Raw genomic sequence first — 16,877 nt, 5'->3', positions numbered from 1 at the left:
CGCAAATGGCATCTAATTTCTGTAAAAATGTGGCGAAAATGCAAGTGGTTGGAGCACTCAGTGAATATTTGCTGACTAAGTCACCATTTGTTAACGCCTCTATTGCAACTTCTACGACAAAAACAAAAAAAGGCACCTAATAAGGTGCCTTTTGTCATTTCTTTATCTAAGCAACGCTATTTAGCTTAGGTTTTAACTCTTTTCGCGTCAAAGTTTCACTGTAATCATGACTGAAGTGGTCAACTTGAATCGCTGCGTAGCGAAGTTTGTCTGCTGCAATGATTTGGTCAACTTCGTCTTGAGTAAGAACATCTGCCGCCAGTGCTTGAGCAAGTTTATCTTGCAATAGACCTTTACGAGCCACTTTGCCCTCTTTCACTGCTTTGAAGATCTTACGTTCGAGAGGCTTGATGCTGTACATCGCATTGAACGCATTCTCCATTAGGCCAACACTATCCTCTTCTTCTTTGCCTATGTAGCAAAGGTGAGTTAGACGTTCACGGTGTGCACCCGGAGTCATCAAGCTTTCTGCCAGTTGTACCGTTAGATTATCACTTGGTTTTTCAAAGTGGTTACCGACAGGGAAAACTAGACCTTTAAGTACTTTACCTACCATCTTGTTCGGGAAGTTTCTGTACGCTTCTTGTAGCGATTTAGCCGCGTTATGGAAACAGTGTTGAACCGCGTAGTGTACGTAGTCTAGGTCAGCTTGTTGACGACCTTCATCTTCATACTTCTTAAGCGCTGCAGACGCCATGTATAGGTAACTTAGACCATCACCTAGACGTGCAGAGATAAGCTCTTTACGTTTCAGTTCGCCACCTAGTGTAAGCATTGCGAAATCCGCACTCACTGCAAGCGCACGGCTCAAGCGAGTTAAGTCTTGGTAGTAAGGCTTCGTTGGACCGCTCATATCCGCTTTAATGAACTTAGAGCCTGTCAATGCCGCACCGAACGCACCAAACGTGTTCTTAGTTGCGTGAGAGATATGCTTGAACAACAAGTTATCGAAATCCTTCGCACCTTGCTTCTCATCTGGGTTTGCTGCCGCTTCCATTTCGCTTAGCACGTATGGGTGACAACGTGTCGCACCTTGACCGAAGATCATCAGGTTGCGAGTTAAGATGTTCGCACCTTCTACTGTGATAGCAACTGGAATACCTAGGTAAGGCGCAGCTAAGTAGTTCATTGGACCATCTTGAATTGCACGACCAGAGTGGATATCCATTGAATCATTCAGGATAGTACGCGCCATTTCTGTCATGTGATATTTCGCGATAGCCGTAACGATACCCGGCTTCTCTTTCATATCGAGTGAAGTAGTTGTTAGTGTACGAGTCGCTTCTAGTAGATACGTTAAGCCACCAATACGACCTAAACTCTCTGCAACTCCTTCAAACTTACCAATCGACATACCGAACTGCTTACGAACATAAGCGTATGCGCCGGTCGTTTTCGCCGTTAGGTGGCCCATCGCCGTGCCAAGTGCGGGTAATGAGATACCACGACCTGCAGACAGACATTCCACCAGCATACGCCAGCCTTTACCTGCGTAATCGGCACCACCGATTAACCATTCCATAGGAATAAATACATCGTGACCGCGTGTTGGACCATTCATAAACGCAAGACCAAGTGGGTCATGACGCTCACCAATCACAACACCTTCGTGGTCAGCCGGGATTAGCGCACAAGTGATGCCAATGTCTTCTTTGTCACCCAGTAGCTTTTCTGGATCGTGCAGTTTGAAAGCCAGACCAAGTACCGTCGCCACTGGTGCTAGTGTAATGTAGCGTTTGTTCCAGTTAAGCTTGATACCTAGCGTCTCTTTACCTTCGTGCATGCCCATGCACACAGTACCGACATCAGGGATACCACCCGCATCAGAACCCGCTTCTGGGCCTGTTAGTGCGAAACATGGGATATCTGTACCGTCAGCAAGACGAGGTAGCCAGTAGTCTTTTTGGTCTTGAGTGCCGTAGTGAGACAGCAGCTCACCAGGACCAAGAGAGTTTGGAACCATTACTGAAACCGCAGTACTGATACTGCGAGTCGCAATCTTAGTTACGATAGTTGAGTTAGCGTGTGCTGAGAATTCACGACCGCCATACTCTTTCGCAATAATTAGCGAAAAGAAACGCTCTTTGCGTAAGAAGTTCCACACCTCTTCAGGAAGGTCTCGATCTTCTTTTACAATTTGGTGGTCATCAAGCATAGCGAGCAAGGTTTCAAGCTCATTATCCATGAACGATTGCTCTTCTGCTGTCAGCTGAGGTTTTGGGTATTGATGCAGCTTAGTGAAATCTGGTTTACCAGAAAACAGCTCTCCGTCCCACCACACGCTACCCGCTTCCATCGCTTCTTTCTCGGTGCTAGATAGTGGTGGTAGTACTTTTTTAAAGAGTTTAAAAGCTGGGTCACTTACCCATTTTTGTCTTAGAGAGCTCATAGTTCAGATCCTTTTGTTCACTATATTGGTTGTGAATGTTTCGCTTTTTATTGTTTTATTCTTCTGCTGACATGCCTGCGGCTAAATATGGAATAAGAATATCGACCACTGCCTTAGCATCTATCTTTCTGTCATAGTCATTCTCTGCAATTTCTACCAGAGCCTGACTTGATGCCATGGTGAATACACAAGTCCCTAGGGTGAAGTGTAATCGCCAAAATAACTGTTCTTGAGTGAGGTTCGGATTCGCCTTCATTACAGATGTCGTAAACAAAGAAAGTACTTCGCTGTAGCGAGTAGTAATGAACCAACGCAAGTGTCCTTGCACATCCGTATAGCCTCTGCCGATAAGTAACATGAATCGGCTTGTACCATTTGGCCTAACATCATTAAGTGCTCTTAGTGGCTGTCTCAACGACTCAAACACGTCACTCATAGAATACGTTTCGTTCAAGTTTAAGTTCACTAATGCATCTTGCAGTGCTGGCATAAATGCTTCTAAGTAACGATTGAGTACCGCACGAACCAGAGTCTTCTTATCGCCAAAGTGATAGTTCACTGAAGCTAAGTTGACATTCGCTTTACTCGTAATCGTACGTAAAGAGGTGTCATTAAAACCGTGCTCAGCAAATAAGCCTTCAGCCACATCTAAGATTTTGTCTTTGGTTGTACTTCTTGGTGCCATTTCAATCACTCGTATTAAACAACTGTTTGAAATATACGCTTAGTACATTTATTTAACAAGCAAGCAACATCACATTTTCACAAATTGGTCGTACCAGTTAATAAAACTCAGCACTAAACGATTGAATCGCTGTGTGTTTATAAAAAAATAAAAAAATAATGAATTTTCTTGGAACTGAAATGGAAATGGAGAGTCCTAAATTAGGTAGAAAACAGCGTATTTAGAAGTTTAACAGGCCGTCAAACTTGTTCTTCTCACTGCTTTCTTAATTACTGCATTTTCCTTATTAACTCCTATACTTGTATCCGCCCAAACCACGTTGGTTTGGGCTTTTTTTTTGTTTGTTGTTTGGGACGAGAGTGAGCCTTACTTACCCCTCTTCACAGCTACTAACTACAACCTGAACAGCGCGACCGCCTCTTTATATGCTGTCATTTCTTCCTAAGAGTCGAACTACCATGCTTGGCACATTGTTATCACTGGAACTCGTATTTCAAACAACCTACTAGCCAACGTTTACCTATCTGAGTCCAAACCTAATACTACGTTTCCTCTATTTACGGTGCATCCATTCGAAGCTTGCCACTTGCTACTATTGTTAAATTAATCAATAAGGATAGAGACTTACATTCGAAATAAAGCCAACAAACTTAGCAATTTCTTGCAGATGTCCTAAGCTTCGTTTAATACCCTTTTCAATTAAGTAGTTAAACGCTTGTTGGGAAGCGGCGGGAGCTTTTAAAAGTAGAAGGAGACCTACTTTGAGACTGTTGAAATTACCTATTATGTGTTGCTTAGTTATTGCAGCTCCACTCTCTGCTCAAACTTTAGAACAGGCCGTAGCCATTACCTTGGCTACCAATCCTGAGATAAAGAGTATCTTTAATGAGTTTGTGAGTGTACGGAAACGAAATGACGCCGCAGGTGGTGCTTATAGACCTAGTATCGACCTGGATGCTGGTATTGGTTACGAAGGCATAAACCCTGCACCAAATAACGGCCCCGATACCGATCTCACAAGAAAGGAAGCGACGATTTCCCTCACTCAATTGCTGTGGGATGGTTCCGCTACGCTGAACGACATTGATCGTACCGCCGCAGAAGCCGAGTCGGTACGTTTGCAATTGATCGCGGATGCCGAAGACAAAGCGCTGGAGGTAACACAAATCTATCTAGATGCAGTGAAAGCCACTGAAGTGCTGGCACTGTCAGAAAGTAATCTTTCAATACACAAGAAAATCTATAAAGACATAAAGAAACGAGCGAATTCAGGCATAGGTTCGACAGCTGATGTATCGCAGGTAGAAGCTAGGATTGCGAAGGCTCATGGTAATTTGTTGGCCGCACAGAATAATTTGATCGATACCCACACCCAGTTTAGACGAGTGGTGGGTCAAGAACCGCTAGGCTTAATTTACCCAAGAGCCGATATTTCTAAAATTCCTTTGTCGTTAACTGACGCCATTGTTGATGCATTAGACCAACACCCAGTGATCAAAGTTGCAAACGCAGATGTCGATTCAGCCCACTTCCAATACAAACAATCAAAGGGCGTGAACTACCCTACCTTCTCCATCGAGGCTTCTCAGTCGTGGCGTGATGATGCAGGTGGCGATGAAGGCTCAAGTCAAGAGACCCTCGCGATGCTACGCATGCGATATAACCTCTACAACGGTGGTACCGATAGTGCTAATTCAGAAGCTGCAGCTTACCAACTCAATAAAGCAAAAGATCTAAGAGATCGTGCTTATCGACAAGTTGAAGAAGGCCTTCGCCTCTCTTGGAGTGCATTGGATCTGACGTTGCAACAAAAGAACTTCTTGTCTGATCACGTGGATTCGGCGTCAGAAACCGTTATCGCTTATGAGAAACAATATCGAATCGGTAAACGTACGCTACTGGATCTGCTTAACACTGAAAACGAATTGTTTGAAGCCCGCAAAGATTACTTAGATGCGCATTACTCTGAACAGTACGCTAAATACCGTGTAATGAACGCGACAGGCTCTCTATTGAACGCTCTACTGGTCGACATTCCAGACGAGTGGACAACGGCAGTGGAGTATTAATGATGAAAATACCTTACTTATTACTTCCCGTGTTAACGATGACTTTATTTGCCTGTTCAAACCAGCAGGAAGAGGCTTATATCGAGACACCTGAAGCAGAACAGATTGCAGACCTGCAAGACGATGATAGAGATGGTGTGGTGAACGCTCGTGATATCTGTCCAGGTACGCCTGAGACATCACAAGTCGACAATGATGGTTGTGGAGAAACGATTCTTGCGGAAGAAGTCAGACAACTAAAAATACTCTTTGCTCATGACTCATTTGAAGTGAACCCGATCTTCTCAGACCAGATCAGCACGATGGCAGAGTTTCTTGAAACCTACAAAAGTGCCTCGATTGAAATACAAGGCTATGCGAGTAAAGTGGGTTCTAACGAGTACAACTTAGACCTATCAAAAAAACGAGCAAACAATGTTCAAGACGAGTTACTGTCGAATGGTATCGAACCAGAGCGAGTGCGAATTATCGGCTATGGTGAAGAGCGCCTAGAAAGCGATGGCGACGACCCTACTTCACACGCATTGAACCGTAAGGTAACAGCGACGGTGGTAGGGTTAAGTGAACAAATCGTCGAGGAGTGGACCATATTTACCACGCTTGAAAAATAGCGTGACATTGTCACTGTGGATCTAGATGTGACATAGAGCGAGTGTCGAACAACAGCAGCTTAGTTATAAGATCAATAAAGCCGAGATAGAAAACCCTATCACGGCTTTTTTGTTCTTTGCTGTCACATGAATCGGGGAGGATGATTCTGTGACTCGTCTTGCTACTCAGAAGTTAGCTTGTTAATCAGTGAATAGGCTCGCCGTTAAACGAGCCTACCGCTGATTATAGTTTTACTTCTTGTTGCTTTGCTGTTTTCGGTAAAGAAACGCTTAGCAGGAAGTAACCTAGAATTGCAGCTGTTGTAGATCCCATCAGGATGCCTAGTCGAGCTAGTGTGTCAAACTCTACATTCGTTGGGCCAAATGCTAGTGATGAAATAAAGATAGACATTGTAAAACCAATACCACACAGGACAGATACTGCGAAGATGTTCATAAAGTTCACACCTTCAGGGAGCTTAGCAACACCCAATTTCACCGCACCCCAGCTGAATGCAAAGATACCAAGAGGCTTACCAATCAATAGACCCATAGCGATACCAAGCGGTAGCATACCTGTTAGGCTTGAGATTGAGATACCTTCCAATGAAATACCTGCGTTTGCAAAAGCAAAGACTGGCAAGATTGCAAAAGCGACGTATGGGTGCAGAGCATGTTCTAGATGCTTCAGCGGAGAATGTTCACCTTTATTGCCTTTCAGTGGGATAGCAAAACCAATCACTACACCAGCCAGCGTTGCATGAACACCAGACTTCAATACTGCAAACCACAGAATTGCACCAACAATGAGATACACACTCAGCTTAGTTACATGCTTGTTGTTTAGCATGAACAGCACACCAGTTGCGATGAAACCAACCGTTAACGCAAGCGTTGATAGGTCGCCTGAGTAGAACAGTGCAATGATAACAACAACGCCAAGGTCATCGATAATTGCTAAAGCCAATAGGAACACCTTCAAGCTAACCGGTACACGGTTACCAAGAAGCGCCATGATACCTAATGCGAATGCAATATCAGTTGCCGCTGGGATAGCCCAACCTTGAAGCGCTTCTGGGTTACTTGAGTTAAATAGCACGTAAATAAGTGCCGGAGCTAGCATACCGCCAACGGCTGCGATAGCTGGGAAGATTGCTGTCTCTTTAGACTTTAATGCGCCTTCTAAAAGTTCGCGCTTAACTTCTAAGCCGATAAGAAGGAAGAAGACAGCCATTAAGCCATCGTTAATCCAGTGAGACACAGACATACCAAGAACGTAACTATGCAATACGCCTTGGTACATTTCGTTCAGTGGTGAGTTTGCTACAAACATTGCGATCGCCGCAGCGATGACTAGTATGATGCCGCCAGCAGATTCCATTTTAAAGAAGTCACGGATGACGTCGGTCATGATTTCGCCCTTATATTTATTATTTAAATAAACGAATAACAAAGAATAACCATGAGTTTATATCCAAGCGTAATCGATAGATAATCACTTCTTCGGATGTTTAACTTCGGTTTTTCCTACAAATACTAAACAATACGTCGTATATTCCATAATGTTGTTATGCACCATGAATTAAGTATAGATGAGATCATCGAACCTGTATGCACAATTCATTGGGGGACGCTAAAAGGCGCAGGCATAAAAAAAGGCTATCAAATTATAGCCTTAGGTGTTTTTTAGTAGCCAGTTAACTGCATAAAGCCTGTCGCTTCATGGCTCCCGCTCGCCTTAATCGGCCCTTCCCAATATGGTATGACAAATGGAAGCCACATATCCCTGCGTATAATACGCGTTGTGAGGTTGATATCATGCTTAGGGACGTTAATGATCCACTGCAAAGGCATCCGTCTTCCATTCATCAACGTTGTATTTTGCAATGGTTGAATGGAAATGTCGGATTCCGTTAATTGGTAAACTTTGCCTGAGCGCGTTGCTAATGTCCCGAATATGTAAGGCAACTGTTGGTTATGACGATAGCGGTTAATGCTCAGCGCTGTGCCGTCATCGAGGTTAAATACAAACCAATCCCAACCTTGTTGGCCCACTCCAAGTAAGCCACTGCCCCACTCTTTATGTACCCACGCAGTTCCTTCCACTTCCTTGGTAACGCCGTCTAGGTTCAACACACCGCTCAACGATAAAAATGGAGCGCTGAAGTTATAAGACGCGACAGGTAATAAGTCGTGCTTTTTCTGATAACCGTTATCGCCGTTGAGCACATAGGGCCCTTTTGCAATGGTGTCGAGTTCAAGTCCAAACGTGTCTGTTTGCACTTGAAGGCGTCCTGGGAATGGGGTGTTGCCGAGTGCACGCCAGTTCCAGTTATCAATCCAAAGCCTGAATGGACGATTAGTCATTCCCGCTTGGCCAATGCCGCCACGAGCCATGCGCTGTTCTTTCCATACTTTGGACTTAGAAGAGACCACTACATTTGAGATATAGACTTGAGGGCTTTGCCACCCTGGTGTTTCACGTTCGTCCGTTGCGATACGGAAAAAGCTCCACTGGACCGAATAGTCTTTACCATCATCACCTTTCAAAGATGCAAAGTAATGCCACCACTCGTGCTGAAACTCTGGGTGGAACTTAAAATCTTGTGGTAGCGAAACATTACGGTCTGGCAAAACAGGTTCGAACACATTGAAGTGTTCATTAACCAATATTGAGTTAACTTCATTCACGCCCTTTTCACCAGGATCGATGAAATAGGAGTAATAACCCCAAACACTTAAAAAGATGCCGAAGAAACTGATTAATAGCAGAGAAGACAGGATTCGTTGTCTTAACTTAGTTGAAGTATTCCGTAAAAACATACTAAAGCGCATCCCTCAGTGACTTCATCGGAGTGTTCCGAATCATTCTCATCACTGGTAAAGCACCAGCTAGCATCAATGCTGCCATGGCCCATGCAAATGTCTGCAAATAGTCCCAAGGAATCACTTGTAACTCGAGTGACCACCCAAAAGACTGCTTTATCACGATATCAACAATTAGGCTCGCTAACGCCAATCCGAGCGGAATCGCAATTAAGGAGGAAATAAGCCCAAACACAAACAACTGCAAACTACCTGTCAGGATCAGCTCTTTCGCCGAGACACCCAAACAGCGCTGCAAGGAAATATGCCTTTGGCGAGACACTTCTCCCGCAACCGTCGCAAAGAAAATACCGAAGACGGCGATAACCAAGGTGATGTTACCTAATGTATCTGCAATCGCGAACGTCCTATCGAACACCCGCATTGCTTGACTGTGAATATTGTTGTTATCGAAAACGCGCTCGGAGCCAAGCCTGAATACGCTTTCTAATCGGCTGCGAAGCCCTAATGAATTCACATCGTCTTTGAGTATTACCCCAAGGCCGACATTACCCCGCCCTGCAAACCCATACAGCCAGTTTCGATGCGACATCATGACTTGATGGTAAGGGTTACCATAATCGTAATAAACACCGACAACCTGCCAACCAGAGCCGAGACTGTCATAGAGGTCAATGTAGTCGCCAGGGCGAATCCCCAGCTTGAGAGACATCGATTCACTGATCAACACACCTTTAGAGTGATGTAAGTGATACCAGTAATTCGGAATACCTAATTTGATCGTCAGCGCTTCTAGCTCACCTTCAGAAGGACCCGTACTGATCACCTGAATGCTACCAACTGGAGACGCCACATCTTTCTCCCAACGCCACCAAACCGAATCCACTTCAGGTTGGTCGGATAACCAATTACTCATACGAGCAGCGGCATTGTTGGTTGGGTAGATATACAGATCGGCAGCCAAACGCTGTGTTAGCCATTTATCAGTGGTATCTCTAAAGCTACCGACCATGGTTTCTACACCAATATTGGCTGTTAAGGCCAACATAAACGCCATCGTCGCCACGCCACGGTAACTCATACTGGAAGCAGCATCAGCAAAGAACCAGCGAGCGCGAACCCAACGCAAAGAATAAGAGAGGCTGTTAAATAACTTCCACATCAAAAACGGGGTAAATAGCGCCACACTGATCAGCATTAGCGCGATAATCGCAAAACCCGTTTCTTGAGTCTGAGGGGCTTGATACACAGCAACAGCAGCAACCAAGAAGCCACAGCCAATCAACGCTTGCCAAGTGAACTCGGTACCCGCAAAACGCATCAAAGACAAACGAGAAGACAGACGAATCGGTTGAGACTTAAGTAAACGAACCAGTGGCCACGCACACGCTAAGAAAGCACCAATCAATGCCATCAGTAAGCTGTAACCACTCCAACGCCAATTCCAGTCGATCGTTAAGCCGACGTTAGCGTCGTATAAATCGCCCAAGCTTGAAGATACGGCAGGTAACAATTGGTTTGCTAGCATCACGCCAAATACATTGCCGCAGATCCAGCTCAGTAAAACCAATAGCAGTAACTCTAAACAGAGCGCTTTAGTCAGTTGCCAACCAGACACACCCGTTTGTCTTAAAATCCCGACTAACGGTTGACGCTGAATAAAAGAAAGCGACATTGCTTGATAGAAAATGAACAAGCCAACCACAAACGACAGCATACCCATCGCTTTTAGGTTTAAGTGGAACGCACTGGTCAGCGACTCAAGCTCTGCCTTAGAGCTACGAGAGATCGTCAAACCATTAGGTAACATATTTTTAAGACGTTCAAACTTCTCAGTGGGCATGTCTGAACAAGCAATCACTGAAAGCCCAGCACTGCGTTTAAGCATTCGGAGCAAGGAGATATCCGCAATCAACCTTGTACCATTAATCATATTATTTTGATCAACAACCACAGGACCAAGTTCAGAACCATCCATCAAAGGGATGTAATCACCGTTGTGCCATTCCATGTGTTCAGCAAGATCATCACTGACAAGGATTGGATATGGTGGCTTCATGAGGTTCAAAGCGGTGAGATCTTTTAACGCTATACCAGGTTGTAGCTGAAGCATAGAAACAGGATCTATACCGACAACCATGAAGTTTGCGCCATTTTCATCAGTGATACGATGGTGATCAAGAGGAGAACACTGTTGAAAACCTTCACGGCGAAGCTGGATATAAAAGCCTTGCGGGATTTTATTGGCGTTGTGTTTTGGTCGAATGCGGTAAGGAAGAGGATTCGAAAAGAGCTTTTCGCCATGTGCATAGCTTTGCTTGGCGTGTTGGTTGATAGCAGTAACACCAACCAAAAGTGATACGCCGAGGGTTAAACCAAGCCATACCAAAATAATCTGCAGTGGGTAACGTCGATAGTGACCGAGTAGTGCCTTAACTACGGGCCATAACATGCAGTTGTCCTCCTTGTAGACGGATCCTACCATCCATATGCAGAGCTACTTTTTCACTGTGTGTTACCAACAGCAACGTACATTCTAATTGACGAGCCAAAGAGGTCAGCAAACGCATTACCGCTTCTGCATTACGCTCATCTAAACTACCGGTCGGCTCATCGGCCAGCAATATTTTTGGTTCCATATAAAGCGCACGCGCAATGGCCGCACGTTGTTGTTGGCCACCAGACGCTTCTTCAGGGTAACGGCCAAGTAAAGGCATAAGATCTAAAGCAGAGAGAATCTGTCTCCAGAGACCTTTGTCTTCAGGTAAGCCTTTTAACTGGCGGCAAAAACGGATGTTATCGGCAATATTTAACGTTGGCAATAAGTTGAATTGCTGAAAAATATGGCCAATGTTGTTTCTGCGATAAGCGGTGCGGTCACGCTCGGTTGAGTCGTGCATATTGAAGTGAGGAAAAGCGATTTCACCTGAGTCCGCTAGGTCTAAGCCCGCGATAAGATTCAGTAAAGTACTTTTACCTGAACCGCTTTCTCCCATTAATGCCAGCTGGTCACCTTGGTTTAATGTTAATTCAGCACCTTGCAAAACAGGGTGAAACTCCCCCCCATCGACATAGCCTTTACATAGGTCTGACAGCTTTAACATTAAACAGCTCGCATTAGTTAGAATTTGGAAGGAGAATCTACACTAATTCCCTGTTAGGAGGAAGTATTTTGAAAGATAGATCACACGCCAACGATAAAGTGATGCGATTGGTGCGCCCTACTTCAACTTCCTATCAAGTTTTTAATCCATTTTCTTGTTTTCATGCGATAGAGCGACCCGCCCCACTTGAGGACTTCTTCCGTTAGGAAAAGCAGATATACCCACTCAGGTGGAAACTTAAAATAGATAGCCGCGATGGCTGCCAATGGGATACCGATCACCCACTGAGCAATCAAATCTTGATAGAGGCAGAACTTCACATCACCACCCGCTCTCAACACCCCAACGATCACAGTCAATGGCACCGAGCGAATGACAATACCCACACAGAGGATCAGAATGAACTTCTCTGAGAGGGCTCTGGTTTCTTCCGTCAGTGCGCTAAAGGCATTAAGTATTGGCGTTTGAACGAAATAGAGAAAAACGGCTACAACAATACTAGTTAAGAAACACAAAATTGTTAAGCCAAGCGCTTGATAGTAAACCGCTTCATTGTTTTTCGCACCAAGTTGATTACCCACCAAAACAGCTGCCGCATTCGAAAGGCCAATCAATAAACTCAATGAGATAGATTCAACCGGCGTCATGACCGATAGCGCAGCCAGACCTTGAACGCCCGATTGCCCCATGATCGCGTGGTAAGCAAACAAACCACCCGCCCATGCTAAGAAGTTAAACGTGGTCGGCAGAGACAGCTTCAAGAAGCGAACCACCTTATCAATCGAAGCTGCCGCTTTAATATCGCAAAACTTAAATGCTAATAAATGCTTAGAGAAATAGAGATAACCAAACAAAGTCGCGACTTCAATCGCGCCACTCAGTACCGTCGCAATCGCCGCACCTTTGATTCCAAGCGCAGGAAAGCCTAAGTTACCGAAGATCAGCACCCAGTTTAAGAACACGTTAGACAGGATGCCGATACCGCTGAAAAATGTACTTAGCCCGGGTTTGTGCATCGCTCTCAAACCCACAGCCATACTGCTGACACACGATACCGCTAGCATGCTAAATGACGTAATTACGATGTATTCAACGCCTAAGTTGATGACCTCTTGAGAGTCGGTCGTCACGCCCATGATTTGTGCAGGAAATGAAACGAAAAACGCGATAGTCAGTAAAGCAAACAGTGTCGACACCAGCCACGTCAGCGCAGTGCTTTCTCTCACACCTTGTCTGTTACCCGCGCCCCAATATTGAGCAGTAAGAAGAGCACCGCCCGTGGTAACACCCACCAGCATAATGGTCGTCACGAACATCGCTCGGCTCGCCACCCCCACAGCTGCGATGTCTGCTTCGCCAAGTTGGCCCAACATCAATACATCCACCAAGCCTCGGCTTGAAAACATAATGCTCTGCAAGGTGATGGGCAGTGCAATCGCAATAAGCCTGCGAACAAAATCACCTCGTGTGTGATGAATAATTGAAGAGAGCAACATAGAGAGATACCTAAACGGAACGTATTGATGAATAAAGATAAATATCGCGCTATTATATCAATGTTCGGTTTTTAACCACAGATATAAATGGAGTAACAATGAAGAAAGTACTGGTTTTAGGCGCTTCTGGATATGTTGGTTCGCAACTCCTCCCTCTCCTGCTTGAGCAAGGCTATCAAGTCACGGCAGCAGCAAGGCATATCGACTATTTAAAGGCACGGACCGAGCCTCACGAAAGCTTATCGCTTGAGTATCTTGATCTGGCCGATCAAGCTGCGACACAAGCCTTAGTCCCCGACTTTGATCTTATCTTCTTTCTCGTCCATGGCATGGCGGAAGGCCACGACTTTATCGATTATGAGCTGAACTTAGCCCGTAACTTTGTTTCTGCTCTTGGGCCAAAGAATCAACACGTCATCTACCTGAGTTCTTTACAGCCTCAGACTGGTGATTCAGAGCACCTTCAAGCGAGAAAGAAAACCGGCGAATTGCTTCGTAAAGGGCCTGTACCCGTTACCGAACTTCAAGCTGGCGTGATCATTGGCCCAGGATCTGCGGCATTCGAGATCATGCGAGATTTCGTGTACAACTTGCCGATTATGATTGCGCCAAAATGGGTTGACTCTAAAGCCAACCCGATTGCTTTGCAGAACCTGAACCACTATTTACTAAAACTCGCACAAGACACGCCTAGCGAAAGCCAAACCTTCGAGGTTGGTGGGCCTGATATTGTCTCTTATCGAAACCAATTTGCACACATTGCCAAGACAGCGGATCGCCCTCTTCGACTCTGGGCGACATCGCTACTCACACCGCAAATTGCGTCTTATTGGCTAGGCGTGGTGACCTCTGTCCCATCAAATATAGGCAGAGCGCTTCTCGCTGGCTTAAAGCACGACTTTATTGCCAGTTCGACCACCATTAGAGAAAAGTACCCTCAAAAGCTTATCTCGTTCGAAAACATGGTTGAACAAGCTATTCACTCTGAAGGCAACTTCATAAAGAGTAATGTGTGGGGCTTTGACAAAGCAGCCTTTAAGCGCTGGCAAGCTGGCTATGGTTATTACCCTAAGAAAACAGGCGCAAGTATCACCTCAAGCGCTTCATTGGAATCGCTTTGGCATGTTGCTCAGCAAATCGGAAGCCCGAAGCAAGGTTACTTCTTTGCTAACACTTTATGGCGCACACGCGAATGGTTGGATGTTCTTTTCGGTGGCGGTGTACCGGTTCGACAAATGCCAGAAGGGCCCAACCTAAAAGTCGGTGACAAAATCGATTCATGGAAGGTCATTCGCTGTGAAGAGAATCAGTTTTTATCTCTGCTTTTCGGTATGAAAGGCCCCGGTTTAGGGCGACTCGAGATTACTGTCTCTGACCACGGTGACTCTCGCGAGCTGAATATCTCGGCTTGGTGGCATCCAAAGGGGTTTCTAGGGTTACTGTATTGGTTTGCTATGATGCCAGCCCACCTGTTTATTTTTAAAGGCATGGTGAAGGCAATTGAGAAGCAGGCTAAAGAACAGGATTAAAAGCAGATGCGGGATTCGAGTGTCGAGATGCGAAAAGACTAAAAGCAAATTAGCGACACGCGCTATGAGAGGCAAAAAAAGAGCGGATAATTCCGCTCTTCGTATCTCTCATCTCGAATCCGCTATTAGCCGATAACGCTAATTGGGATCTCAGCCAGTTGGTTGCCTTGGTTAGCAGGGTAAACGATGTATTCACCGTGATACTTCACCGCAGACTTATAGTCCGTTACTTTGTGAAGCATGAAGCCCGCTTCCATCGCCGCTTGGATGAACTCAGCATGGTTGCCACGAACAAACCAGTTCATTGGCTTAACCATCAACTCCCCGTCGAAAGAGTCGTCACACTGTTTACCGCATAAAGCAAAAGAGTGCTCGCCATCGGTGAAGAATTGAATCTTGCCGCCAGTCGTTAGCTCGTCTTCACTCGATACGCTCCAACCCATCTCGTACATTTTGTCCATGAACGCTTCAACATCACTGTCTTTTAGCGTTTTAGGCTCTTCGCCTTCAGGGAAAAAACGTCCGTAAAACGCAGAAATACGTTTAAAGGTAAAAGTTAAATCAGAGTTGTTGCCTTTTGAGCGCCCCTGTTTCTGCCAGCGAACTAAGTCAGGCACAATCACGCGATCATAAGCTTGAGATTTAATCGCTTTTGTTACCCAACGAACAAGATAAAGGTTGTTCGCGATAGGTGCGTCGATCGCTTTACCAGACTTATGCAGAGCATACAGCTCGTCCAGCGCATCGTTCACTAACTTCTGAATTTCAATATAGTATTTTGACATTATGCCTTCTTTCCTAATGTCCAATATAGTAATGCTGACAGTATTGCACATGCTGCCATCATCATAGCCATTGGCCCTGCAGTGTCACTTGGTAGCATGGCAACAATTGCCCCCACTACAGAACCAGTACCAAATCTTAATGTGCCTGCAAGCGAAGAAGCTGTGCCGGCCATATTCGGGTATCCGCTTAAAAGCAGTGCCATTGAGTTACTACCAATGGTAGACAGTGTGCCGATAAACAGCATCACGAATGGCACAATACCCCACAAACCGATATCTAACATCCAACCAACTAACAGACCTAAGCCTGCAAACAGTTGAATGGTTAAGCCGACTCTGAGCATAGCGTGAGAGCCCACTTTCTTAACGATTCGACCGTTGATGCTCGTCATCAAGATCATAGCAACAATATTCAAGCCGAACAGGTAGCCAAACAGATCAGGGCGAACGCCATAGATATCGATGTAAACGAATGAACCTGCCGTTAAGAACGCAAACATCCCTGAAAATGAGAATGCACCAGAGAAAATCAGGCCCATCGCCGTTGGGTTCTTACACAGTCGAGCATAGTTACGAATCGTTGTTTTAAAGCGCAATGGTTGTCGGTTTTCTGCAGGAAGCGTTTCTGGGATCTTCATCGATACCGCCAGAATCACGATCACCGCAAAAATAGCCAGAACCCAGAAAATTGAACGCCAACCGAACCACAACGCTAAGTAACCGCCAATCATCGGAGCAACCAATGGCGCAACTGTCATCACCAAAGTAACGAAAGACATGGTTCTTGCGAAATCTTCACGATCGAACATATCTCTTACCACCGCTTGGATGATAACGGCCGCCGCAGCACCAGCAAAACCTTGAGCGGTACGGATGTAAGTCAGCGCTTCAATGCCATGAGTTGTCGCACTCACCATAGAAGCGATAGCAAACAAGAACACACCAATAAGCAGTACAGGCTTGCGACCATAGCTATCCGCCAACGGGCCATGCAGCAACTGCCCCAGCGCGAAACCTGCGGTATAGGCTGTTAGCGTGATTTGTACCTCACCCGCCGTCACACCAAGATCTTTAGCAATGGTCGGCATCGCTGGCAGATACATATCAATGGCTAGCGGAGTAAGTGCACCAATCGCACCTAGAATCAAAAACAGCACTAAGCCTAATTGAGGTGTTTCTAGTTGGGAGCTTTGGCTCTGTGAGGTCGATGTTTGCATGGTTCTCCGAATGTTCAACTGATAGAGCTAGGGACTAGCGTGAGTACGCGAGTCAAAGATTGGCTGAGACTTTCCTAGTACCAGTCAACATCATCAGCCGACGCTATCCATGGTCGGCTTTACAACG

The 16,877-nt window shown here is 45.5% G+C and carries 12 protein-coding genes; 3 read left to right on the top strand and 9 right to left on the bottom strand.

Annotated features, from left to right (window positions below; genetic code table 11):
* Positions 1–166: 166 nt before the first annotated feature.
* Both AB4133_RS03520 and AB4133_RS03515 read right to left on the bottom strand, forming a co-directional pair.
* Positions 167–2,449, bottom strand: a complete 2,283-nt coding sequence (locus AB4133_RS03520; RefSeq protein WP_017071963.1) for an acyl-CoA dehydrogenase — start codon at positions 2,447–2,449, stop codon at positions 167–169.
* A gap of 55 nt (positions 2,450–2,504) precedes the next feature.
* Positions 2,505–3,134 (bottom strand): TetR/AcrR family transcriptional regulator, encoded by a 630-nt coding sequence (locus AB4133_RS03515; RefSeq protein WP_017065403.1) that lies wholly within the window; start codon positions 3,132–3,134, stop codon positions 2,505–2,507.
* A 761-nt stretch (positions 3,135–3,895) separates the two neighbouring features.
* On the opposite strand from AB4133_RS03515, the gene AB4133_RS03510 reads away from it, so the two are divergent.
* Positions 3,896–5,203 carry a TolC family outer membrane protein gene (locus AB4133_RS03510; protein WP_372223981.1) on the top strand — a complete coding sequence of 436 codons (1,308 nt, stop codon included), beginning with the start codon at positions 3,896–3,898 and terminating at the stop codon, positions 5,201–5,203.
* Positions 5,203–5,814 (top strand): OmpA family protein, encoded by a 612-nt coding sequence (locus tag AB4133_RS03505; RefSeq protein ID WP_017070607.1) that lies wholly within the window; start codon positions 5,203–5,205, stop codon positions 5,812–5,814. Before AB4133_RS03510 ends, AB4133_RS03505 begins: the two co-directional genes overlap by 1 nt.
* A 223-nt stretch (positions 5,815–6,037) precedes the next feature.
* On the opposite strand, the gene nhaA is transcribed toward AB4133_RS03505, so the two are convergent.
* The 5 genes from nhaA to AB4133_RS03480 all read right to left on the bottom strand — a co-directional run bounded on the left by nhaA (position 6,038) and on the right by AB4133_RS03480 (position 13,219).
* Positions 6,038–7,204: a Na+/H+ antiporter NhaA gene (gene nhaA, locus AB4133_RS03500; RefSeq protein WP_010441484.1), complete on the bottom strand. Its 1,167-nt coding sequence runs from the start codon at positions 7,202–7,204 to the stop codon at positions 6,038–6,040.
* A 275-nt stretch (positions 7,205–7,479) separates the two neighbouring features.
* The gene (locus AB4133_RS03495; protein WP_017068753.1) at positions 7,480–8,628 is read right to left on the bottom strand and encodes a lipocalin-like domain-containing protein; all 1,149 of its coding nucleotides are present in this window, start codon (positions 8,626–8,628) and stop codon (positions 7,480–7,482) included.
* Complete coding sequence (locus tag AB4133_RS03490) at positions 8,618–11,071, bottom strand: ABC transporter permease (RefSeq protein WP_372148302.1); 2,454 nt, start codon at positions 11,069–11,071, stop codon at positions 8,618–8,620. The genes AB4133_RS03495 and AB4133_RS03490 overlap by 11 nt, the downstream gene beginning before the upstream one ends.
* Entirely contained in the window at positions 11,052–11,723 is a 672-nt protein-coding gene (locus tag AB4133_RS03485; protein ID WP_017060385.1) for an ABC transporter ATP-binding protein, read from the bottom strand. Before AB4133_RS03485 ends, AB4133_RS03490 begins: the two co-directional genes overlap by 20 nt.
* A gap of 122 nt (positions 11,724–11,845) precedes the next feature.
* Positions 11,846–13,219: an MATE family efflux transporter gene (locus AB4133_RS03480; RefSeq protein ID WP_017060384.1), complete on the bottom strand. Its 1,374-nt coding sequence runs from the start codon at positions 13,217–13,219 to the stop codon at positions 11,846–11,848.
* Between the two features lie 98 nt (positions 13,220–13,317).
* On the opposite strand from AB4133_RS03480, the gene AB4133_RS03475 reads away from it, so the two are divergent.
* Positions 13,318–14,748: a DUF2867 domain-containing protein gene (locus AB4133_RS03475; protein WP_372223980.1), complete on the top strand. Its 1,431-nt coding sequence runs from the start codon at positions 13,318–13,320 to the stop codon at positions 14,746–14,748.
* 125 nt (positions 14,749–14,873) lie between these two features.
* Here the strand turns inward: AB4133_RS03475 and AB4133_RS03470 are convergent, their stop codons facing one another.
* Together AB4133_RS03470 and AB4133_RS03465 are read right to left on the bottom strand one after the other, a co-directional pair.
* Positions 14,874–15,533, bottom strand: a complete 660-nt coding sequence (locus AB4133_RS03470; protein ID WP_017068033.1) for a DUF2913 family protein — start codon at positions 15,531–15,533, stop codon at positions 14,874–14,876.
* Positions 15,533–16,750 (bottom strand): Bcr/CflA family multidrug efflux MFS transporter, encoded by a 1,218-nt coding sequence (locus tag AB4133_RS03465; protein ID WP_017060381.1) that lies wholly within the window; start codon positions 16,748–16,750, stop codon positions 15,533–15,535. The genes AB4133_RS03470 and AB4133_RS03465 overlap by 1 nt, the downstream gene beginning before the upstream one ends.
* Between the last annotated feature and the right edge of the window lie 127 nt (positions 16,751–16,877).

The organism is Vibrio sp. 10N.286.52.F8 (assembly GCF_041468745.1).
Lineage (GTDB): Bacteria > Pseudomonadota > Gammaproteobacteria > Enterobacterales > Vibrionaceae > Vibrio > Vibrio crassostreae_C.
Note: the sequence above shows the minus strand (reverse complement) of the source record. Positions and strands in the feature narration are given on the sequence as shown.